This is a genomic window from Bacteroides sp. AF20-13LB, from assembly GCF_003603065.1.
GTDB classification, from domain to species: domain Bacteria; phylum Bacteroidota; class Bacteroidia; order Bacteroidales; family Bacteroidaceae; genus Bacteroides; species Bacteroides uniformis.
The window spans coordinates 157,753-181,537 of record NZ_QTMH01000011.1 but is presented as its reverse complement, the minus strand read 5'-3'; the positions used below and the strand labels follow the sequence as shown (position 1 = coordinate 181,537).

Sequence of the window (23,785 nt, the reverse complement as noted above, 5' to 3'; positions counted from 1 at the left end):
GATTAGGGATTAATCATCTTTATATCTTATAACTTATACACTCAATAACTTGTAACTCGTAACTTATAACTCATTAGCGTTGTTAATTAATTATCTGCATAAAATAGGATGGTTCATAGGCTTGGTACTGTTGCAGGTGCTGATATTGAACAATGTGCATATTGCAGGATATGCCACTCCATTTCTGTATATCTACTTGATACTGAAGTTTGAGTCGGACACTCCCCGCAATGCGTTGATGTTGTGGGCATTCTTTTTAGGGCTGGCTGTCGACGTCTTTTCCGACACACCGGGGATGAACGCTGCCGCTACGGTGTTGCTGGCTTTCTTGCGCCCCACTTTCCTGCGGCTGTTCGTGCCTCGTGACACGCTGGATACACTGGTTCCGGCCATCCGTACAATGGGGATTCTTCCTTTCCTGAAATATCTGGTTGTGAGTGTGCTGATACATCACGGCTTGTTGCTTACCCTCGAATTCTTCTCTTTTGCCCATATTGGTACGCTGTTGTTGAGAATTGCGGCAAGTACCCTGCTTACTGTGACCTGCATTATGGCTGTTGAGGGAATAAGAAAGAAAGGATAAAGGGATTAAGGATTAGGAATTGATGAAAGACTATACACTGGAAAAGCGGAAATATGTAATTGGAGCGGCGGCTATTGTCATCGTTCTTATTTACGTGTTCCGGCTGTTCGACCTGCAAATCATGACTGATGACTACAAGAAGAACGCGGACAGCAACGCTTTTCTGAACAAGATACAATATCCATCACGGGGGGCTATCTACGACCGTAACGGTAAGTTGCTCGTGTTTAACCAGCCTGCCTATGATATTACGTTTGTGCCTCGGGAGGTGACGCAGCTGGATACACTCGACCTTTGCAGTGCCTTGAACATTACCCGTGAGCAGTTTGACAAACGGATGAAGGACGTCAAGAACCGCTGGATGAACCCCGGTTATTCCAAATACACCCATCAGGTGTTCATGACGCAGCTTTCTGCCGAAGAGTGCGGTGTGTTTCAGGAGAAGCTGTTCAAATTTCCAGGTTTCTATATTCAGCGGCGTACTATCCGTCAATATACCTATAACTCTGCCGGCCATTTGCTGGGAGACATCGGCGAAGTGTCCAAGAAAGACATTGAGAACGATGACTATTATATTCGCGGAGACTATATAGGCAAGCAAGGCATCGAGAAATCCTATGAAAAGTATCTGCGTGGAGAGAAGGGGGTGGAGATTCTGCTTCGTGACGCTCACGGGCGCATCCAGGGACACTACATGGACGGACAGTTGGACCGTTCCTCCGTACCCGGCAAGAACCTGACGTTGGGCATCGACATTGACCTTCAGATGTTGGGAGAACGACTGCTTCAACACAAAATCGGTGCCATTGTGGCCATCGAACCGGCTACGGGTGAGATACTATGTATGGTTTCCTCGCCTACCTTTGACCCTCATCTGATGATAGGGCGCCAGCGGGGAAAGAACCACCGCCTGCTGCAGATGGACAAGCGGAAGCCTTTGTTGAACCGTGCCATCATGGGAGCTTATCCGCCGGGCTCCACCTTCAAGACGGCGCAGGCGCTGACCTTCCTTCAGGAAGGGATTATCCACGAAGATTATCCGACTTTCCCTTGTGCGCATGGTTTCAATCATAAAGGCCTTCATGTGGGATGTCACGGACATGGTTCGCCTCTGTCGCTGATTCCTGCCATCGCTACCTCTTGTAATTCCTATTTCTGTTGGGGATTGTATCGCATGTTCGGTGATAAAAAATACGGTTCGCCGCAGAATGCCATTACCGTATGGAAAGACCACATGGTATCGCAGGGCTTCGGCTATCGGCTCGGTACCGACCTCCCCGGCGAACAGCGTGGACTGATACCGAATGCAAAGTTCTACGACAAGCCCTATCGGGGTTCGTGGAACGGTCTGACGGTGATTAGTATCTCCATCGGGCAGGGAGAGATTCTCGCCACCCCGTTGCAGATAGCCAATCTGGGTGCCACCATTGCCAACCGGGGGCATTTCATTACTCCGCACATCGTGAAGGAGATAGAAGACAATGAACTGGACAGCATCTATCGCAATCCCCGTTATCCCACCATCGACCGCGAATATTATGAAATGGTGGTGAAAGGCATGCGTGCCGCTGTAGACGGAAGTACGGGTAGCGCCACTTGCCGCATGGCGGGAGCCATCCTGCCGGGTGTGGAGGTCTGCGGAAAGACGGGCACGGCACAGAACCGCGGCAAGGACCATTCTGTCTTTATGGGCTTTGCCCCGATGGACAACCCTAAGATAGCCATTGCCGTCTATGTGGAGAACGGTGGTTTCGGTGCCACGTATGGCGTACCTATCGGTGCCATGATGATGGACCAGTATCTGCATGGAAAGCTGTCGCCCGAGAATGAGATACGGGCGGAAGAATTCAGTAACCGGGTGATACTTTACGGAGATGAGGAGAGATGATGATTAGGGATTAAGGATTAGGGGTTAGGGATGAACGGTGAGTGACTTCAATAGTAAATAGTAAATCGTAAAATCGTAAATAAATTGGTGACAAGGAGAGATAGCATATGGAAATCATTGGACTGGGTGACGATTGTCGTTTACCTGCTGCTGATTGTATTCGGCTGGTTCAGTGTCTGTGGGGCGAGTTATGATTATGGTGACCGTGACTTTCTGGACTTCTCTACGCGTGCCGGCAAGCAGTTTGTCTGGATTATATGTTCCTTCGGGCTGGGGTTTGTGCTGCTGATGCTGGATGATTCCCTCTATGACATGTTCTCCTACCTTATATATATAGGGCTGATGCTGTTGCTGATTGTCACGATATTCATTGCGCCCGACACGAAAGGGTCGCGGTCGTGGCTCATTCTGGGGCCGGTCAGTTTGCAGCCGGCGGAGTTTGCCAAGTTTGCCACGGCGCTGGCGCTTGCCAAGTATATGAGCGCCTACTCGTTTACGATGAAGAATTGGAAAAGCTCCCTTATGTTGGCTTTCCTGATTCTCTTCCCCATGTTGCTGATTATCCTACAGCGGGAGACGGGTTCGGCATTGGTGTACTCTGCATTTTTCCTGATGCTTTATCGGGAGGGAATGCCGGGCGTGGTACTGTTCTCGGGTATATGTGCAGTGGCCTACTTTGTGGTGGGCATCCGTTTTGATGCGGTGATGATTGCCGATACACCGACGCCTATCGGAGAATTTGCCGTACTGCTGATGGTACTGCTCTTTGCCGGAGGTATGGTGTGGGTTTATAAAAAGCGCTGGGAACCCACACGGAATATTATCGGCAGTTCGCTGGGAGTGCTGCTCGTGGCTTATCTGATTTCGGAATACGTGGTACCCTTCAACTTGGTGTGGGTGCAGTGGGGGCTTTGTGCACTTGTTGTCGGGTATCTTGTCTTTCTTTCTTTAAGCGAGCGCCATTTATCTTATTTTCTGATTGGGCTGTTTGCTTTGGGTTCGATAGGTTTCCTCTACTCCAGCGACTACTTCTTCAATAAAGTGCTGGAGCCCCATCAACAGATACGTATCAAGGTGGTGCTCGGTATGGAAGAGGACCTTGCTGGTGCCGGCTATAACGTGAACCAGTCGAAGATAGCCATCGGCTCCGGGGGGCTGACCGGCAAAGGTTTCTTGAATGGTACGCAGACAAAGCTGAAGTATGTGCCGGAGCAAGATACGGACTTCATTTTTTGCACCGTGGGTGAGGAGGAAGGATTCGTAGGGTCTACGGCTGTACTGTTACTGTTCCTTATTCTTATTTTACGGCTGATTGTCGTGGCCGAGCGGCAGCAATCTCCCTTTGGCCGGGTGTATGGTTATTCTGTGCTTAGTATATTCTTGTTCCATCTATTCATCAATATAGGCATGGTGCTGGGGCTGACCCCCGTCATCGGTATCCCGTTGCCTTTCTTCAGTTACGGAGGTTCTTCTCTCTGGGGATTCACAATCCTGCTGTTTATCTTTCTGCGGATTGATGCGGGACGTAATCGTCGAATTTAGTTATGACCGTTTCCTTGTGGGACATACGAATGGACTTGATTATCATTACATTGCATTTACACATTGTTTACATCGTAATGTAACGGCCGTTACACCGCATTGTAACGTCCTTTACGCTGTATCGTAACGACTTTTACGCTATATTGTAACGCCCTTTACATGCTGGTGTAACGGTCGTTACATCCTGGCGTAAAAGACGTTACGCTATGAGGTAAGAGGGCAAGTTATGATACCCCGCCCGTTTCCGCTTCAAGGAGACGTGAGTGGGAGACTGAGGTGGTTGTTAGAAGAAGGTAATAAAGAACAATAGGGAGTTCCTATCTCTTCAGTTTGATGCCGATGTCATTGATTCCTTGCAGCCTTTCGTCCGGTAGCGTATAGGCCACTTTAAAGAGGTAGGTGCCGGGTTTGCCGATTCGAACGCTTCCTGCGGAGACGGCAGTCTGATAGAGACCTCCCCAGCCGTCACCTTTCCAGATTCCTTCTTTGTCCGCGAGGATTAGCTGTATGGTGTCCGTGGGTGACGGAATGGAATCTGCGGTGGTGTAGCAGATGGATAGAGGTAGATTCTGATAGGGGTAGTTGCTTCGGTTACGAACTTCCAAAGACAGTTTGTAGTAGGTCAGTGAGTCGGTGACCTTCACGTCGAAAGAGAGCGTGTCTTCGCGCAGCCAGCCTTCGGTGGGAAGGGATTGGAAGGAATGGTATACAGTCTGTTTGTCGCAAGCGCTCAGCAGGCTTGCGACAAACAGTAGTATGATACCTTTCAGGCAGAGATTCCTATTCTTGAGCTGGTTTGTCATTTTGGGCAGGTCTTTCACCTTGAGGTTTGGGCTTATTGTTACGGGGCGGACGACGGTTGTTATTGTTCCGTTGTTGACGTTCGCCTTGTTGCTGTTCACCTTGTTTGGGTGCTTGCCGGTCTTGTTTCTGTCTCGGTTGCCGGTCTTGCCTGGATTGTTCTCTCTGGTTGTTGGATTGCGGAGCACCCTGCTGCTCACCTCCTTGCGGACGACCGTTTCCACTCTTTTTCTTTCTCTTGTTACGGCTGTTGTTGCTGTTCTCGCCACCGTTGCCGTCACTGCCACTCTTGCCTTTCCGGTTGCGGTCAAAGCGAGTGAGACTCTCTTGTTCCAGCAAGTCCACCGGCTTTTTGGGTTCGGAACGATGGGTTTCTTCTATCAGGCTGTCGGGCTTGATGCCACGTCTGTTCAAACCGATAATCTCGAAGGCGCGTCTGCCGCTGATGGTCACCAGGTTGGCGGGGATGTTCTTGTCGCTTGAGTAGGTTATCTGGTTGCTCAGAATGTCGGCTTTGAAGAAGAAGAACTCACCGTCTTTGGTCTCTAAGGTAATCTCGCGTGAGGGCAGGCGTTTCTGTGCTTCCACGTAGCAGTCTACTTCGTAGTTGAGGCAGCACTTCAGTTTGGCGCATTGTCCGGCAAGCTTCTGCGGATTCAGTGAAATGTCCTGGAAGCGCGCCGCGCTGGTGGATACCGATACGAAGGAGGTCATCCAGGTGGCGCAGCACAGCTCGCGTCCGCAGGGACCGATACCGCCGATGCGTCCGGCTTCCTGGCGGGCACCAATCTGTTTCATCTCGATACGCACGCGGAAAGCGTCGGCAAGTACCTTGATGAGCTGGCGGAAGTCCACCCGTTCGTCGGCTATGTAGTAGAAGATGGCCTTGTTGCCGTCTCCCTGATATTCCACGTCTCCAATCTTCATGTTGAGGTTGAGGTCCAGGGCTATCTGACGCGAGCGTATCATGGTGGAGTGTTCACGGGCTTTTGCCTCGTTGTACTTCTCCATATCCACAGGCTTCGCCTTGCGGTAGATGCGTTTGATGTCTGCCTCAGACTTGATATTGGCTTTCTTCATTTGCAGCGGCACGAGACGTCCGGTCAGGGTCACCACACCGATATCATGTCCGGGGGTGGCTTCTACGGCTACGATGTCGCCTTTCTCCAGAGGTATCTTGTTGCTGTTGCGGAAATATCCCTTGCGGGTATTCTTGAACTGAACCTCTACCAGCTCGCTCTCATCGGCATTGCCCGGAATGTCTGCCAGCCAGTCGTAGGTGTTCAGTTGCTTGTCCTGCCTGCCGCAACTCTTGCAGCAGAGACCTCCGCTTCCGTTATGTAGTTTAAATTCCATCATCTATTTATTTACTATTTGACTATTTACTATTTGACTATTTACTATTTACGATTTGATACTTTGCATTTCATTATTTTGCCACTTTTCATTGTTTCAATAAAACAATCATTTTGAGAGAGAAGTCGAAAAACACCATGCGGGCGTTTACGTTCTGCTCGATGTGGCGTTGCGCTTCACTTAGTTCGTCCATGATACCCATGACGTTCCGTTCGTTGACAAAGGGGGCGAAACGGGTGGCGAAGTTCTGTTCGGGCAGCGTCATGTAGTTCATCTCCTTGCGGTGCAGGTTGTAGATGAAGTTCTCGCGGGTCATGCGCTGGCAGTAGTCCAGGAAGTTCTTCTGCCGTTCGCGTCCCATGGCAGCAAGCTGCTCGCTCCATTGTTTCATTTCCCGTATCTTGCGCTGGTAGGAGAGTCGCATCAGGCTGACAAAGAGGTTGAAGAACAGTTCGTTCTCTTCGTTCAGATGGATGGTCTCCAATGCTTTGATGAAGTCTCCGTTTGCCAGATGGGCTATCGTCTCGCTGTCGCGGGGCTGCACTCCGTACTTCTGCTGCAGGGCTTCGGCTATGTCGGCTTCTTCAATCTTGGGAATGTTGAAGCGCTGCGTGCGGCTGAGGATGGTGGGCAGTATCATTTCCGGAGCTTCGGAGATGAGGAGGAATATCGTTTTCTCGGGTGGCTCTTCCAGCAGTTTCAGCAGCTTGTTGGCGCATACTTCATGCAGCTTTTCGGGTAGCCATACGATGGTGACTTTGTAACCTCCTTCACTGGATTTCAGACTCAGCTTGCGGGTTATCTCGTCGCTTTCCTTGGCATAGATGATGGCTTGTCCGTTTTCGGCATCCATCTCGTTCAGCCAATGGTTCAGTCCGAAGTAGGGGCTGTTCAGCAGCAGGTGCCGCCAGTTGGCGATATAGTCGTCGCAGACTTCCTTTTTCCCTTTGGCACTCTTGACGATAGGGTATACGAAGTGTACGTCCGGGTGCACCAACTTGTTCCATTTCACGCAGGAGGGACAAGTACCGCAGGCATCGGTTTCCGTCCGGTTGGGACAGCAGATGTAGCGGGCATAGGCAAGTGCCAATGGGAGTTTTCCTACTCCGGCAGGGCCACAGAAAAGTTGTGCGTGGGGAATACGTCCTTCCTGCACTTCTTGTATCAGCCTTTGTTTGGCTGCCTCTTGGCCTATTATGTCCTTGAAACTGAACACGGGTTAATTAGTTATAAGTTATTACTTGTGACACTGCCAGTTGTCAATTGTCAACTATCGATTATCTATTGTTTAGTAGATTTGTTTGGCTACTTCCCTGATGCTGTCTGTGGCTCCTACCGAGTAGAAGTGGAGGCTTGGGACGCCATGGGCTATCAGCTCTTTGCACTGCTGCACGCACCATTCGATACCCACTTGCTGAGCTTCCGCATCGGTGTTGCACTTCAGAACCTCTTGGGTCAGTTCCTCGGGCAAGTCTACCTTGAACGTCTTGGGTATTATGCTGAGTTGTGACAGCTTCTTGAAGGGCTTGATGCCCGGGATAATCGGGATGGTGACACCGGCTTGACGGGCACGTTCCACGAAGTCGAAATATTTCCGGTTGTCGTAGAAGAGCTGGGTCACGGCATACTCTGCACCCATTTCCATTTTTTTCTTCAGCCAGTAGATGTCTGTATCCATGTTGGGGGCTTCTTCATGCTTTTCCGGATAGCACGCCACACCGTATGAAAACGGGGTATTGGTAACTTTCATCTCGGAGCCGTCCACAAAAATACCTTTATTGAAGTTGTTGATTTGCTCTTGTAGTTCGACGGCGTGGTGGTAACCGTTGCCCACGGGGATAAAAGAGGATTCGTGCTTTGCCTTGTCGCCACGAAGCACCAGCAGGTCGGTGATGCCGAGGAATTGCAGGTCGAGCAGCACGTACTCCGTCTCCTCGCGGGTGAAGCCGCTGCAAAGGATGTGCGGCACCATGGTGATGTTGTACTTGTTCTGGATGGCAGCAGCTACGGCTACGGTGCCGGGGCGGCGGCGCAGGCGGTTTCGCTGGAACAATCCGTTGCCGAGGTCTTTGTACACGTACTCGCTGCGGTGCGTGGTGATGTTGATGTATTTGGGGTCGAATTCCCGTAACGTATCTATGGTTTGATACAGCTTTTCGATGCCCGTACCTTTCAGTGGTGGCAATATTTCAAAGGAAAAAGCTGTTTTTTCGTTACTGTTTATCAGGTCGATTACTCTCATTTCTCTTTCGTTATCTTTGTCCGATTGGCAAAAATCTTGCACATTGGGAACAAAAATACAAAAAAGAAATGAGAAATGCCGAAATTGCCGGCTATTCTTTTATACAGCGGATGGAAAGAGCTTTATAGTAGGGCTTGCCGGTGACATGGGCAGCGCTTGATACAAACTCGTCGCTTTCGCCGAGAAAATAAATGGTGCTTTCCGAAAGGGTATGCTTTGTATGATCCCAACTCCAAAAGGCGGTCATTTTATTGGGGCTGTTGTGTCCTTTGTTGTACCACATTCCTACCGGGAAAGCATTGAACCGGGTATGGTTGTTGACGGGGGCAACTTCACCGGATACCATTGCCTGCCATTCTCCTGCTTTTAGTATGGAGGCATCGTTGCCGGTGTAGTTTTTCAGCTGTTCCCAGTCTGCATCCGATGGAATTTTCCAGCCCTCGGGAGCCAGCTCTCCTGCCAGTATGGATTCTCCATTGTAAAAATAAATGTCATATTTGTCCGGCTTGTAATATCCGGCTTTGTCTGTTCCCAAGTCACTCTGTTTTTTCAAGGGAGCTCCGTCACGGTAGGTGGTGGCATGGAGCTCTTTACCCATCCAGTATTGGGCTCCAATCTTGACAATGGGGTATTCGGTAGACACTCCTTTTCTGATGTCTCGAAGGGTGTAGCATGCCACATTCACTTTGATGGCGTTTTCCGGTTTATCCAGAAGTAGCTTATGGTTATTGTCTATATAGAGCTTGTCTATGCCGGTATATTCCCCTTTAGTGTAGGTAAATCCATAGTCGTCTGTATTCCAGCTTATTCTTCCTCCGCAGATGGTGTCTTTACGGTCTGCAAGCTGTAGAATGACTCCATTGCTCAGGTCGGTCTTTTCATTTTCGCCTATGGGATAGGCTATAACGGCTCTGGAAGTCAATGACGCTGATTTGAGATATTCCTTGCAGACTTCTGCAATGGGTATCCCTTCGTGATAAATTCTGTACACATTTGAAAGAGAAAAGGAGAGAGCGGAGATATGTATGGCAGTGTAATCTTCCATATTGTCGGTGTCGATGGGAGGGAGGCTGCTCCATTCCTTGATTTTTCCGGCAAAACTGCTCAGTACGTTGCTGTTGCTCTGCATGGCTGATATGTTAATGATACATTGCGTGCTGCTACTCATTTCCACTTCGGGTATTGCACAACTGTATATACGTCCGCTCCACTCCATAATGAAGGATTGCTTGCCATCATTTATCGTTTGGGGTATGATGATGAATTCCTTGCCGGTAAGTTTGTTGTCTTTGACGCTCCATTCGCCGGAGGCTATGATGTCTTGTGTCCCCGTAAGATTACTGAAAGTCCCGTCTTCCAGATTATAATCGGCCGAGGTCTTGAGCCCGGTTGCGATGATACGCGGATTGGCTTTCAGCAAATCATTGGCAGAGTTGCTTGCGTCGGGTGTCAGAGAGATTGCCAGTTTGGACAGCTTGTGTTGGAACTCCAGGGTTACAGATTTGGTTTTACTGGTGATTCCTTGCGCTTTAGCTACCAAGAAGTCACTTTGTGCGCGGTTTTTCTCATTGCTCTGGTCTATCTGCACAGATACGGGAAGAACGGGTGTACCGGCAGCTACCCCTTCGGTTTGGTAAGGGTGGTAACTGATAAAGTCCAGTGACACATCTCCTTCCGGATAGAATACTGTCTTTTTGGGAACCAGTGTGGAGCCTTCCGTATATTCCAGGGCCAGATTGTCAATATACCGTTTTCCCTTGATGGAGCCGGAGGAAGTGGTTGCAAACAAGCCCATTCTGTCTCCTTTTTCAAAGGCGGTGTTTGTGACCTTGGTACTGGCCTTTTCCATTTTGATAGAGAACGTGATAGGTGTCGTCCCTTCCTCGATTTCCGCTTCTGATTCTTCGTCAATCCGGTTCACACAAGCTGTATTCCCTAAGGACATGCAGCAGAATAAAGAGGCAGCCAAGACTCCTCTTGCAAGAATAAGTTTTTTCATTGTATTATTATTGTGGGGCAACGGTTTTTCCGCTTTCCCAATTATACTCAATGAACCTTGTCTTAAAAATGTGGATTTAGCAGAGCTATAACCGGTATGGAAAAGTCTTTTACGCTTTTGGATGCTAATTATCAGTATCACGCTTGATGCCGCAGTGCTTTTTAATCTTATTTTTAATAACTTTTAATAGGTTTCGGGTACAAATGTAATTAAACGTGTTAAATGAAGAGGGATAAATCGATAAAACTTTTATAATTTATTTATCACACTCTGATTTTTTGCCTAACTTTACACGCTAAAATCGTAGACAGTAATAAGTTAAACCATAGATATAAACTCATGCCTTTAAATTTACCCGATAAACTACCCGCTATCGAGTTGCTGAAAGAGGAGAATATTTTTGTCATTGACAATTCCCGGGCAACCCAGCAGGATATCCGTCCGCTGCGTATCGTGATTCTGAACTTGATGCCGCTAAAGATTACAACGGAAACGGACCTGGTGCGTCTGCTTTCCAATACTCCGCTTCAGGTGGAAATCTCGTTCATGAAGATAAAAAGCCATACTTCCAAGAACACTCCGATAGAACACATGAAAACATTCTATACGGATTTCGACAAGATGCGCGGTGAAAAGTACGATGGCATGATTATCACCGGTGCTCCGGTAGAGCAGATGGATTTTGAGGAGGTGACTTATTGGGATGAGATTACTGAAATCTTCGACTGGGCGCGTACGCATGTCACCTCTACGCTCTACATCTGCTGGGCGGCGCAGGCAGGGCTCTATCATCATTATGGAGTGCCGAAGTATGCACTGGATAAGAAGATGTTCGGTATCTTTGAACATCGTACCTTGCAACCGTTGCATCCCATTTTCCGTGGATTTGATGATATGTTCTATGTGCCGCATAGCCGCCACACGGAAGTGCGCCGGGAAGATATACAGAAGGTTCCGGAATTGACGCTGCTTTCCGAGTCGGAGGATGCTGGTGTATATATGGCGGTGGCCCGTGGAGGGCGTGAGTTCTTCGTGACCGGCCATTCGGAATACTCCCCGCTGACATTGGATACAGAGTATCGCCGTGACTTGAATAAGGGCCTGCCCATTGAGATACCCCGTAACTACTATGTGGACGATGACCCGGACAAAGGAGTGCTGGTGCGTTGGCGTGCCCATGCCAATCTGTTGTTCTCCAATTGGCTGAATTATTTTGTATATCAGGAGACGCCGTATAATATTAATGAAATAGGGTGAGTTACTCGTAACTAAACGATGATAAAGCAACGTAAAATAGAGCTGCTGGCTCCTGCCAAGAATTTGGAGTGTGGCATAGAAGCAGTGAATCATGGGGCAGATGCGGTATACATCGGTGCACCCAAGTTCGGTGCGCGTGCGGCTGCTGTCAACTCTTTGGAGGATATTGCCGCTTTGGTGGAGCATGCCCATCTGTATAATGTCCGTATCTATGTGACGGTCAATACCATTCTGAAAGAAGAAGAGCTGAAAGAGACGGAGAGGATGATTTGGGAGCTGTACCGCATCGGTGTGGATGCACTGATTGTACAGGATATGGGGATTACGCGGTTGAATTTGCCGCCCATTCCGTTGCATGGCAGTACGCAGATGGATAACCGTACGCCGGAGAAAGTACGTTTCCTTGCCGATGCCGGTTTCCGTCAGGTGGTGTTGGCACGCGAACTTTCTTTGCAGGAGATACGCGGTATCCATGAGGCGTGTCCCGACGTGCCGCTCGAAGTCTTTGTACACGGGGCTCTTTGCGTCAGTTATAGCGGGCAGTGCTATGTCAGCCAGGCTTGTTTCGGACGGAGTGCCAACCGGGGGGAATGTGCGCAATTCTGCCGTTTACCCTTCAGTCTGGTAGATGCCGATGGCAAGACCATTGTGCGTAATAAGCATCTGCTTTCTTTGAAGGACCTCAACCAAAGCGAGGTGTTGGAAGAACTGCTGGATGCCGGAGCCACTTCGCTGAAGATAGAAGGCCGCTTGAAGGATGTGACCTATGTGAAGAATGTGACGGCGGCTTACCGTAGGAGGCTCGATGCCATTTTTGCCCGTCGCAAGGAATATACCCGTGCTTCTTCGGGTACTTGCCATTTCGACTTCCAACCGCAGCTTGACAAGAGCTTCAGCCGTGGTTTCACGCATTACTTCCTACAAGGCAGGGGAGGGGAAATCACTTCATTCGATACGCCCAAATCTTTAGGAGAGGAGATGGGCACTTTGAAGGAACAGCGCGGTGGATATATTACGGTGGCAGGCGTGAAGCCTTTCCACAACGGAGACGGCGTCTGTTTTTTGGACGAGCAAGGACGTTTGCAGGGTTTCCGTATCAACCGGGTGGATGGTAACAAACTCTATCCGGCAGGGGAAGTGCCTCGCATCAAACCTCGTACACGGCTTTATCGCAATTTCGACCAGGAGTTTGAACGTATCCTTACCCGTAAATCCTCCGAACGCAAAATCGGTGTTTGTTGGGAGTTGGCAGATACTTCTTTCGGGTTTAGCCTGACGGCTGCGGACGAGAATGATAACCGCGTGACACTTTCTTTCCCTTATCCGAAAGAACCGGCACGCACGCCACAGGCGGATAATCTGCGCAGCCAACTGGCTAAGTTGGGGAATACCCCTTTCGAGGTAGCCGGGCATTTATCAGAAGAGGCGTCGGGTATCAGGCTCAATCTCTCTGAAAACTGGTTTCTTCCTGCTTCCGTGGTGGCAGACTGGCGTCGGCAGGTGATAGATAGGCTGATTGTGGCTCGGCGTGTTACTTATCGTCGTGAGTTGGCTGTCTGGAAACCGACAAGCCATGCTTTCCCTGCTACTTCACTGACCTATCTGGGCAATGTGATGAACAGTGCTGCCCGGAGTTTTTACCGTGAGCATGGACTTTCGTCTATAGCACCTGCCTACGAGGCACAAGCGGTTCCGGATGCTGTACTCATGTTCTGCAAACATTGCCTGCGTTTCAGTATGGGATGGTGTCCCACCTATCAGAAAGGACATTCTCCTTATAGGGAACCTTATTATTTGGTTGGGACGGACGGCAAGCGTTTCCGCTTGTCTTTTGATTGCAAGAATTGCCAGATGAAAGTCATTGCTCATGAAGAGCCGCTTTAATGAAGGACGAAGAATGAGGAATTACTAATAAAGACTTGAAAATGAGGAGTGAGGAACGGGCACATAATGAAAGGCTGGCAAATGACCGGTACCGGGAAGCGGGCAGGGACAAACATCCTTTGCGTTCACTGCGTTCCCTCCTATTCTGCATTCTTTATTTTTCATGCTTCATTGCTTTAGTTTCCTGCCATTATTCCCGTCCTAATCTTGAAGATGAACATCTGTCTAAGGAGACGCGTGATTCGCTGGCCTATCTTTTTGAGCGGCATTATACTTGGAATACCAATCTGGAAGTGCTGGCAGATTCTGTGAATTTGGCTTGTCTGCCCGTGAAGGACTGCTATAATATGCTTTATCGGGGAGACCGCGTGGTGGTTGCCGAGTTCGCCATCCATCCTGCCGACAGTGTGGATAGTGTATGGGTGAAGCTTGCCCATTCGCAGGAAGTGCAGGGTTGGTTGCGGGAGTCCGAAATGATGCATGCCTTTGTTCCTACAGACAGCATTTCGCAGGCCATCTACTTGTTCAGTGATACCCATGCCTCTTATTTTATCATTATTTTTGCCTTGTTTGTGGCAGTCTGGCTGTTCCGGGCTTTTCGGCGCAAACAGTTGAGGATGGTGTACTTTAATGATATAGACAGTCTCTATCCGTTGTTGCTATGTCTGCTGATGGCGTTCTGTGCCACTATTTACGAATCTATACAAGTGTTTGCGCCGGAGACGTGGCAACACTTCTATTTTAATCCTACCTTGTCGCCGTTCAAGGTACCGCTTGTGCTTTCTGCTTTTCTGATGGGTATCTGGCTGTTTATAGTGGTGTTGCTGGCGGTACTCGACGATTTGTTTCGCCAGTTAAGTCCGGCGGCGGCCGTATTCTATCTGTTGGGGCTGGCCTCCTGCTGCATCTTCTGTTATTTTTTCTTTATCCTGACTACATCTATCTACGTCGGATACTTGTTTTTGACCGCTTTTGTATGGGTATTCCTCAAAAGGCTTCGCATTTCGCTGCTGGCTTCACGCTATCGTTGTGGCAGATGCGGGCAGAAACTGAGGGAGAAGGGAGTCTGCCCGCATTGCGGAGCTATCAATGAATAAGGAAATTAGAATCTGCATCGCAGCTCTATCCCTGCCTGCACGGGACGTCCTTTCTGCATAAATCCGTTCCCCATACTCTCGAAGTAGAAGGAGGCGTAATCCTTGTTGAGGGCATTGCGCACCCAGAAATCAATCTGTCCATGTCCTTTCTGGAAGCTGATACGTCCGTTCAGCGTGCCGTAGAAGGCTTGGCTCACGGTATTCTTCTCGGTCCAGTAGATGCGCCCGGCACCGGTGTAGTTGGCGTTCAGCTGGATGCAGTCCAGCCAGTGCCCCGGACGGATGCGGAAGATGTACTGACCGCCCACGTTCATGGTATGCTTGGGAACAAAGGGTACGTACTTGCCGTTGTAGCTGATTTCCTGAAGCTCCCCATTCACTTTCTCGTTGGTGATGTAATCCTTAAAGGTGGCATAGGTATAACCATAACTTGCATTCAGCGTGAAGTCCGTAGCAACGGCAGCCGTCAAGGCAACCTCTGCCCCCTGGCTGCGGCTTTTGCCGGCATTTGCCGTTTCGCGTCCCAGTCCGCTTGGGGCGAAGCGTGAAATCTGCTGGTCGCGGGTTTCCAGCCAGAAGATGGCGGCGTCGGCATGCAGACGTCCGTCCAGCAGATTCAAGTGTGTTCCTATTTCGTAGTTCCAGGTCTGTTCGGGCTTGTAGACGGTGGCGGATTTTGCATCCGGATTCTCTCCCGCATCGGGGAAGTATTTGCCCACCAGCTCTTTGTAGGCATCCGGCACGTTGGGCATAATCGCCTCTTTGCTTTGCCGCATCATGTCATTCTTCAAACTGGATTGCAGCAGGTCGGAGAACATCTGCACGTTGTAACCTCCCGAACGGTAACCTTTGCTGACCGTTGCATACACATTTCCTCTGTTTCGCGCAAAGTCATACTGCAAAGCAAACTTGGGCAACAGCTGAAGATAATCCTTATCAATGTTTCCTTGGTAGCGCGACTCTACGGTCAGCGCCGTCTCCGGCATCATCTCTATTTCGCGGATGACGACGTCGCCCCGCTTCATTTCTCCCTTGATGCCCACCTTGTAGTCCAGGCTGGTGCCGGAGTTGTAATCCATCTTCATACGCTCATAATCCAGGCGTAACCCGGCAGTGAACGACACTCCTTTCAGCCCGAATAAATCTCTGAAGGTGGATTGATGGAAGAGTGCCCCATTCAGCAGCGGAGTGTTGAAACTGCCCCCGATGGGCATGGTCCGGCTGCTGATGCCCAGTGAGGGCAGGATATTCATACTCATGGATGGTCCCATCTCTACTTGTATTTGCGATGGGATGACACTGCCCAACATCTGGTTCAGCATCCCCATTCCGGCTTCCCTGAAAGTGACGGGAGCTTCCGTATTCAGCCATTGGTAGAAGCCGAAGGCGCCGGTGGTCCATTGCCAGCGGCTGCCGCTTTTACTCTTCAAGATGATTTCCTCGCTCAGTGCGTGGGAGCGTTGTTTCTGTTGCAGGGTATAGATGTCGTTGGCGGTGAAGTCTTGGTCTATGTCCATGCAGTCCTTTAGAAACTGGTAGCCGGTGACCATGCTCAACGTGAAGTGCTGTGCCTGGTATTCCAGGTTCAGACCCGTGTTCAGCAGGTTGCGGTAGTAGTTGCTACGGGCGTTATTGGAGATTTTTCCGATGTAGGGCTTCAGCGGCTCGCTCTGTGCTTCGGGGGCCAGGCTGCCTTGGTAGAAATACGGGTAGCCACCCTGGTCGCTGTATTCGTAGTTGATGTTTAGGTCCACCTTCCAGTTGTCCGAGGGGAGGTAGATGGCGCGGATGCGTCCACCTGCCGATTGCCCCTTGTCCGCTTTCTCGTCCCTCACCGTGTTGCGGAAGAATCCTCCTTGATAATCGTAAAAACCTCCGGTGGAAAAGGCGAACCGTTCCGAAAGGCGGTGATAGTGGGTCAGCGAGGTATTATAGGCATTGTACGTACCTGCCCCCATGCGGAAGTCCGTCCCCTGGTAGGAGAAGGGCGATTTGGTGTGCACCTTAATCAATCCACCCATGGCATTGCGCCCGTAGAGCGTGCCCTGCGGACCGCGTAGCACGTCGATGCGCTCTACGTCGGCATAGCTGAAGTCGAAGGCTGACTTGTCTATATAAGGTATATTGTCTACATAAAGTCCTACGGAGGGAGTGTTGATGCGCGAGCCGATGCCGCGGATATAGACTGCCGAAGTCAGTCGCGAGCCGTAGTCGGGGATAAACATATTGGGCACTACGGATGTCAGATTCTTGATGGAGTTCACCTGTGCGTTCTGCATGTCCTGCTGCGAAAGCAGGGTGACGGCGGCGGGCTGCTCGCGCAGTTTCCGGTTTTCTTTGGGGGCGGCGATGACGGTTATTTCCTCTACATCCACCACTTTCAAGGTGTCTGCCTCTTCGGCAAGTACGTTGCCGGTTGCCAGGAGGCAGAAGATACCGGTCAAAATTCTATATCTATTCATAAACTGGTTTTTTAGCGCCTGCAAAGTAAAGGGATTCTTGCGGAAGGGACAATCCTCATTTATTAGGATTTCGTTCCTGGAGTGCTAATCTTAAATCGTTCCATCATGCGGAAAATATCGTTCCTCCGTGGGGTAAAAATCGTTCCACCATGGTGGAACGATTTTTACCCCACGGAGGAACGATTAGATGTTAGCACATTAGCACACTAATTGGGGCGAAGTTTTTCTGAAAAGACTTCGCTTCTGATGTATCCGGTTGTAGGATTATATTCTGTCCGCTTCCACATATCCGTGCATCACGGCATAGATAGTCAGCCCGGACACGGACTTGATACCCAGCTTCTCGGTGATATTCTTGCGGTGTGAGATGACGGTGGTCAGGCTGATGTTCAGTTTGTCGGCAATCTCCTTGTTGATGAGACCTTTGGTAATCAGCACCAGCACTTCTATTTCGCGGGCGGAAAGGTCGTGCCCGGCGGCTGTATTTATTGCCATATCCGAGTGTCTGGCGGGTGCCGGCTTTCCGTGGTTTTGTCTGTATTGGTTTCCGTATTGGCGCAGCTGCAGAATGTTTTTTGCCAGATTTTGTTCGTCCTGATAGATGTTTAGCGTCGGCATGCCCGACAGTTGGGGGACGGTTTCACCATTGACCAGCACAATGGTTTTGGGCTTGCGCTCCAGAAAGAAAGCGGTATGCTCGAAGTAAATCTGTGAAGAGATGAAATAATGTACATACATGTCAGGCGTATCATCCATCAGTTCGCCAAAGGAACGGAAAGAGCGGATGATGGCTGTCGGGATGATTTCCTCCAGCAAGTTCTGCAGTCCCAGACAGGAGAGGGTGTTGGAGTCGACGATTGCTATTTCAGGAGTCATTCTCGTTTTTTTGTTTCTGCAAAAATACGGATTATTTTTTAGGGTTTGTCTGTGCGGGGCTGCAAAATGAAAAATTCTCCTATGCAGAACTATTCTCCCTCTCCTTTTGGGGAGCGGGGAGTGTCTCCTTTCGCATATTGGCTGGGGCTGACATTGAAATATTTCTTAAAGACTTCCCGGAAGTATTTCCCATCGCAGAAACCGGTTCTTTCTGCTACTTCAGTCACGGAATATTTCCCTTCTTTCAATAGCTCGGCAGCATGTTTCAAACGGATATTCCGTACGAAATCTGCCGGTGCCTGGCCGGTCAGCGCTTTCAGTTTACTGTAGAAACTGGTACGGCTCATATTCAGGAGCGAGCACAATACGTCCACTGTGAAATCGGGATTATCCATGTTCTCCTCGATATGTCTCTTTACATTCGACATGAATTTCCAGTCGAGACTGTTGGAGCAAGTGGTAGTTGTGGAGGGCTCTTCTTCTGTATTGATTTCCAAATTCGCATATCTCTTGCGCAGCAATGCGCGGTTGGCAAGCAGATTGGCAATGCTGGCTTTCAGTATGTTTATGCTGAAAGGTTTTACAATATATTCGTCCGCACCGATATGGAGTCCTTCGAGAATGTTCTTTTCATCTCCCAGTGCCGTCAGCAGTACTACCGGGATGTGGGATGTTTCAATATCGTTCTTGATGGCGATGCATAATTCGTCGCCTCGCATTTCCGGCATCATGATGTCGGAAAGAATCAGTCCCGGCCAGAATTGTTTTACAATGGTCAGCGCTTCCTTGCCGTTGTTGCATACTTGTACATTGTAAATCGGAGAGAACGACTGGAAGAGATAGTTGCGCAGCTCGTCATTGTCTTCTACAATCAAGATGCGATGCAGTTTGTCATTGTCTTCAGTCCGGAGTTCTCCGGCAAGTTTCAAAGGAACGGTGGGGACATCCGGTTCATAGAAGGTCTTCTTATCCTTAACGGACAGAGTGAAGTTCTTGAACTGTTCTTTCTCTTTGGGAAGGATGATTCTGACAGTACTGCCTTGGCATTCGGTGCTCTCAATGTATATTTTTCCATTGTGCAGGCTTACCAGCTTCCGCACCAGCATCAGACCGATACCGCTTCCCGTTATTTTGGAGTTGATGGCATTTGTTCCACGGAAGTGCATCTTGAACAGTTTTCTTTGTTCTTTGGCGGGAATTCCTATTCCATTATCTTTGACTTCTAGTCTCCAGGAGCTTTTCATGTCATAAACAGAAATGAGTATATCGCCATTTTGGGGAGTATACTTCAGAGCATTGGATATGACATTTTCCAGGATAGAGTCCATCTTCTCTTTGTCGAACCATACATTCATGTAGCTGAAATTGCTTTCGTATCTGAAAGTGATATGTTTTATGGTGGCATAGGTCTGGAAATTGTTGTATATCTCCTTGATGTAAGTATTCAATTCATATTCTGCTATGTACAGATGAGGGGAATATACTTCTGCCCGTTCAAAGTTTATCAGATTGGTAGTCATGCGCAGGAGGGAGTTGACATTTCTCAGTGCCATGTGCATATTGTTGGTCTCGGCTTCGTTCAGTGTCTTGTTTTCAAGCATTTCTTCCAGAGGTGCCTTTATCAGTGTCAATGGCGTGCGGATATCATGCGCGGTATTGACAAAGAAACGGGTTTTCTCATCGGATATCTTTTTCTGTTTTCTCAGTGCCATGACACGGAAACCGACAACGGACATCAGTACTGTCAGCAGGACATAGCAGGCTATGGTCCAAAAACTGAACCAGACGGGGCGCGCAATGCTGATGTCGATGCTTCGCTCTTCAAAATAAAGATAAGGCTCTTCCTTGGATACCGCCCGTATGTAAAGTTTGTAATCGCCCGAGGCAAGGTTGGTGAAGCGGAGATGCCCTTCTTCACCCAGGCGGTTCCAGTCATCGTAAAAGCCTTCCAGCTTCCAGTAGAAAGTGACATTGTCCGGCGCGTCATAATTGATGGATGAAATACTGAGGGAAAAAGTGTTCTGGTTATATTTCAGCTTTAACCGGTCTGTCTGGTTGATGTTTTCCTTCAAGGGGGAATTCGGACTGCCGGGAAAGACTGTCTGATAGAGTATCTGAAAATCGCTGAGTATCATAGGAGAGTAGATGTACTTGGGCAAACGGGTTCCTTCGGGAAACTCGATGGCTCCGTCTGTGCTGCCAAAGACAAAACCCTTGTTCTTGCGTAGCGTTCCGGAAGAGGCACTGAAGCAGGAGGACATCAGCCCTTGCTCTTTAGTCCAGTTGTGGAATGTCTTCTCCGTAGGGTGGAAACAGCTGATTCCGTTTTCGGTACTCATCAGGATATGCCCGTCCGACTCGGGGAGTATGGTGTAGATGTTGTTTGAAACCAAGGCACAATTGTCCTTGTGATAATGCTTGAACGTACTGTCCTTTGCGTTGTAGACAACCACTCCGGAGCCGTTTGTTCCTATATATAGAGAGAGGTCTTCCGCTTGGTAAAGTGTGTTGATGTAGGTCGTCTCTTCCTGCAAGGCGACATATTGGAATCTACCCGACTCTTTGTCCAGCAGATACAGTCCGGCACTTGTCCCAATCCACATGTGTCCGTCGTCCTTTTCTGTAATGGCGGTGACGGAATTTATTCCGGGATACAGACGGACGGAATTCAGGGACAAATCGAAGCACTTCAGATTATAGAACCCTCCGGACCAGATATATCCTTTGGAGTCTTTTACAATGTCGCGGATATACTTGTCAGGACGAATGTTGTCCGGATTGAGCAGGTAAGGGGAGAAATATTCTACCGAGAGTGTCCTTTTATTTATTTTGTATACTCCCGAAGTATATCCTCCTGCCCAAATAATGCCGGGTGATACCTCGCATAGCGTAATGAAGATGTGATTCTTGTTTTTCAGTTGATGGTCGAAGGAGCTCAGGAATGAATGCCACTGCCCGGTTTTCGATTGATAAAGGCTGATTCCGTTACTTGTTCCGAACCATAGGTCTCCGTCACTGTCTTCAATGACAGAGTGTACCTGGTCGTTGACCAGCGATTGTCTGTTTCCGATAGAATGCTTTATCCAGTTGTAGCTTTTGTACCGGTTGTCTATAATGGTAATTCCTTCCGGGTAGTTGGCTATCCATATCCGCTTTTCTTCATCAATATAAATGTCATTGATGTTATTACTGTTCATCTCATTGTGGCTTTTGTAGCTGGAGACGATGTACGGTTCCGAGATACACGAGTTCATGTTGATTTTGTGTATACCCATACCTTCTGTCGCTATCAATAGCTCTGTCTGGTTCAGAGGTTTGATTCGGGCAATGTTTACATCGCTCAAATCCGTATTGGAGTGTATAATCCGTTGTTGCCGTATGTCGTAGGCAAAGACTCCTTTTTCAAAAGTACCGATGAAAAGTCTTTGTGATTCTTGGTGGAAATAGAGTGAACTGATTTGGGCCTGGATTTTGTCAAGAGGTTCAAGAGGGACAATCTGCAATGTCTCATTTTCGAGTTTGACATATCGCAATCCCTTGTCGGTACCCATGAAGAAGTGGTTATTGTCCACTTGTTCGATACTTGTAATGCTGCTTTTCAGTTCATTGGACATTTGATGGACCTCTCCGGTTTGTGTGTCGTAGAGAGCGATGCTGTATCTGCTGCAGAGCCAAATCCTGTGATTGCAGTCCATATAGCCGTAGCTGATATTGACCGGTGTCTTGGGCAGTTTATATACTCTGTTGAACACATCGTGTTCTTGGTTGTATTGAAAAATACGACCGGCTTTACCTATGACCCATAATTTCCCTTTCTCTTCAAAATACAGCCAACCGAGATGGATGGGGAAACTTGACTCTTTGTTTTCTTCTATTAATTTATAATGCTTGATGTCTTTTCCATTGTACCGGTCTATGCCTTCGTTGGTGAGGAACCACATATAACCTACCGAATCCTTTTGAATGTCGAAGATTCTGCGGTTGCTCAATCCGTTTTCCACCCCTATGTATTTATATGTTTGCGCCGTAGCTATGAGAGGCAAAAGGAATAGAAAGCATACAATGTTTATGATGAACCTCATAATAAATACAATATAACAACATATATGTGATAATAGTTTACAAATTAAACGAGAAAAAGTGAAAAATCAAAATTTGGATGTAAATATTATAGCTTAATCAAAGAATGCCTTTGCCGCTTCCGCACATCGTTCGCCGTCAATTCCGGCAGAAACAATGCCTCCGGCATATCCGGCGCCTTCTCCGCAAGGGAACAATCCTTTTACGCGTACATGTTGCAGTGTCTCCTTGTCTCTTGTTATGCGTACCGGCGCCGAAGTACGGGTTTCCACTCCAATCATTGTCGCCTCGTTCGTCAAGAAACCACGGCTGTATTTCCCGAATAGCTGGAAACCTTTGCTCAGGCGTTCTGCAATGAAAGAGGGCATCCAGAAGTGGAGAGGTGAGGAAACCAGTCCCGGTGCATACGAAGTTTCCGGCAGGTCGTAACTCAGTTTTTTCTTAGTGAAGTCTGCCATTCTCTGTGCCGGTGCTGTCTGCTTCATATTGCCTTGTTGCCAGCAGAGGCGCTCCAGATACTCTTGAAAATACATCATGCTTAATTGGGAGTTGACGGTTGGCAATTGACAATTAGTCGTGCTGTCGTGCTGCATAGAAATTGTAAATTGTAGATTGTCAATAGTAAATTGCTCTATGTCTTCCGGGCGTAGCTCTACCACCATTCCCGAATTGCTCCAACGGGAACCGCGGTTGCTGGGACTCATCCCGTTGACTACAATCTGCTCGGGACCGCTGGCGGCGGGCACAACGAAGCCGCCGGGACACATGCAAAAGCTATATACTCCTCGTCCGTCCACCTGGTTTACAAAACTATATTCGGCGGCAGGCAGATATTTTCCCCGTCCGTTCCGGTTGTGATATTGTATTTGGTCTATCAAGGTGGCAGGGTGTTCCAGTCGTACGCCTACGGCAATGCCTTTAGCTTCAATCTCTATATTGTTGGCGGCAAGCCAGCGGTATACGTCCCGGGCGGAGTGACCGGTGGCAAGTATCACCGGGCCGAGGAAAGTCTTGCCGGTATTTGCTTCAATGCCTTTGACTTCATCCTTCTCTATGAGCAGGGCGTCCATGCGTGTTTCGAAGTGGACTTCGCCACCACACTGGATGATAGTGTTCCGCATGTTTTCGATGACACGCGGCAGTTTGTCCGTACCTATGTGCGGATGTGCATCTACCAGAATGGAAGTGGAGGCTCCATGTTGGCAGAAGACGTTCAGAATCTTGTCTACATTGCCACGCTTCTTACTGCGTGTGTACAGCTTGCCATCCGAGTAAGCTCCGGCACCTCCCTCTCCGAAGCTGTAATTGGACTCCGGGTTGACGAGTTGCTGGCGGCTGATTTGCGCCAAGTCTTTCTTGCGTTCCCGTACGTCCTTTCCACGCTCCACAATGACGGGGCGCAGACCGAGCTCTATCAGTCGCAGGGCGGCGAAGAGTCCTCCGGGACCGGCGCCTACCACTACTACTTGGGGCTTTCCTTCTACATTATTATATAAGGTATGTTGATATTCGTCCTCTTTCGGCATTTCGTTCAGATATGCCCGTACGTTGAGGTTGATATAGATTGTCCGTTGGCGGGCATCGATACTGCGCTTCAAGATGCGCGTTGCTGTTATCTCCCGTGCATTCAGTCCTTTCTCATGTACTAAGTACTCTTTCAGGCGTTGCTCGTTTGCCGCTACTTCGGGCAATACGCGCAGTTGGTATTCTTGTATCAT

The 23,785-nt window shown here is 48.9% G+C and carries 15 protein-coding genes; 6 read left to right on the top strand and 9 right to left on the bottom strand.

What is annotated here, in order from left to right; genetic code table 11:
• The first annotated feature begins 79 nt into the window (after nt 1–79).
• From mreD to rodA, 3 genes are all read left to right on the top strand, one after another.
• A complete protein-coding gene (gene mreD / locus DWX62_RS15035) occupies nt 80–583 on the top strand; it encodes a rod shape-determining protein MreD (RefSeq protein WP_005828540.1) in 504 nt (167 codons plus the stop codon).
• 19 nt (nt 584–602) lie between these two features.
• Complete coding sequence (gene mrdA, locus DWX62_RS15030) at nt 603–2,471, top strand: penicillin-binding protein 2 (RefSeq protein ID WP_034525656.1); 1,869 nt, start codon at nt 603–605, stop codon at nt 2,469–2,471.
• An 84-nt stretch (nt 2,472–2,555) separates the two neighbouring features.
• Entirely contained in the window at nt 2,556–4,013 is a 1,458-nt protein-coding gene (gene rodA / locus DWX62_RS15025; protein WP_098032391.1) for a rod shape-determining protein RodA, read from the top strand.
• Between the two features lie 317 nt (nt 4,014–4,330).
• Here rodA and DWX62_RS15020 read toward each other — a convergent pair whose 3' ends face one another.
• The 5 genes from DWX62_RS15020 to DWX62_RS15000 all read right to left on the bottom strand — a co-directional run bounded on the left by DWX62_RS15020 (nt 4,331) and on the right by DWX62_RS15000 (nt 10,411).
• Nucleotides 4,331–4,816, bottom strand: a complete 486-nt coding sequence (locus tag DWX62_RS15020; protein WP_005828535.1) for a gliding motility lipoprotein GldH — start codon at nt 4,814–4,816, stop codon at nt 4,331–4,333.
• Entirely contained in the window at nt 4,794–6,170 is a 1,377-nt protein-coding gene (gene ricT, locus DWX62_RS15015; protein WP_009037255.1) for a regulatory iron-sulfur-containing complex subunit RicT, read from the bottom strand. Before ricT ends, DWX62_RS15020 begins: the two co-directional genes overlap by 23 nt.
• An 88-nt stretch (nt 6,171–6,258) precedes the next feature.
• Entirely contained in the window at nt 6,259–7,386 is a 1,128-nt protein-coding gene (holB, locus tag DWX62_RS15010; RefSeq protein WP_005828533.1) for a DNA polymerase III subunit delta', read from the bottom strand.
• Nucleotides 7,387–7,458: 72 nt separating this feature from the next.
• Nucleotides 7,459–8,412 (bottom strand): methylenetetrahydrofolate reductase [NAD(P)H], encoded by a 954-nt coding sequence (gene metF / locus DWX62_RS15005; protein WP_008665978.1) that lies wholly within the window; start codon nt 8,410–8,412, stop codon nt 7,459–7,461.
• A 91-nt stretch (nt 8,413–8,503) separates the two neighbouring features.
• Nucleotides 8,504–10,411 (bottom strand): fimbrillin family protein, encoded by a 1,908-nt coding sequence (locus DWX62_RS15000; protein WP_034525653.1) that lies wholly within the window; start codon nt 10,409–10,411, stop codon nt 8,504–8,506.
• A 339-nt stretch (nt 10,412–10,750) separates the two neighbouring features.
• Here DWX62_RS15000 and metA point away from each other — a divergent pair, with 339 nt between their 5' ends.
• From metA to DWX62_RS14985, 3 genes are read left to right on the top strand one after another with little or no spacing between them, the layout of a single operon-like run.
• The gene (gene metA, locus DWX62_RS14995; protein ID WP_005828529.1) at nt 10,751–11,668 is read left to right on the top strand and encodes a homoserine O-succinyltransferase; all 918 of its coding nucleotides are present in this window, start codon (nt 10,751–10,753) and stop codon (nt 11,666–11,668) included.
• Between the two features lie 18 nt (nt 11,669–11,686).
• Nucleotides 11,687–13,552, top strand: coding sequence for a U32 family peptidase (locus DWX62_RS14990; RefSeq protein WP_120172978.1), 1,866 nt, complete (start codon nt 11,687–11,689; stop codon nt 13,550–13,552).
• A 41-nt stretch (nt 13,553–13,593) separates the two neighbouring features.
• Nucleotides 13,594–14,649 carry a hypothetical protein gene (locus DWX62_RS14985; RefSeq protein WP_005828525.1) on the top strand — a complete coding sequence of 352 codons (1,056 nt, stop codon included), beginning with the start codon at nt 13,594–13,596 and terminating at the stop codon, nt 14,647–14,649.
• Between the two features lie 5 nt (nt 14,650–14,654).
• Here the strand turns inward: DWX62_RS14985 and DWX62_RS14980 are convergent, their stop codons facing one another.
• The 4 genes from DWX62_RS14980 to DWX62_RS14965 all read right to left on the bottom strand — a co-directional run bounded on the left by DWX62_RS14980 (nt 14,655) and on the right by DWX62_RS14965 (nt 23,785).
• On the bottom strand, nt 14,655–17,111 hold the full coding sequence (locus DWX62_RS14980) for a TonB-dependent receptor plug domain-containing protein (protein ID WP_120172977.1): 2,457 nt from the start codon (nt 17,109–17,111) through the stop codon (nt 14,655–14,657).
• Between the two features lie 264 nt (nt 17,112–17,375).
• On the bottom strand, nt 17,376–17,987 hold the full coding sequence (locus tag DWX62_RS14975; RefSeq protein ID WP_005828517.1) for a LuxR C-terminal-related transcriptional regulator: 612 nt from the start codon (nt 17,985–17,987) through the stop codon (nt 17,376–17,378).
• An 89-nt stretch (nt 17,988–18,076) separates the two neighbouring features.
• Nucleotides 18,077–22,069: a two-component regulator propeller domain-containing protein gene (locus tag DWX62_RS14970; protein WP_120172976.1), complete on the bottom strand. Its 3,993-nt coding sequence runs from the start codon at nt 22,067–22,069 to the stop codon at nt 18,077–18,079.
• Nucleotides 22,070–22,162: 93 nt separating this feature from the next.
• Complete coding sequence (locus DWX62_RS14965; protein WP_120172975.1) at nt 22,163–23,785, bottom strand: FAD-dependent protein; 1,623 nt, start codon at nt 23,783–23,785, stop codon at nt 22,163–22,165.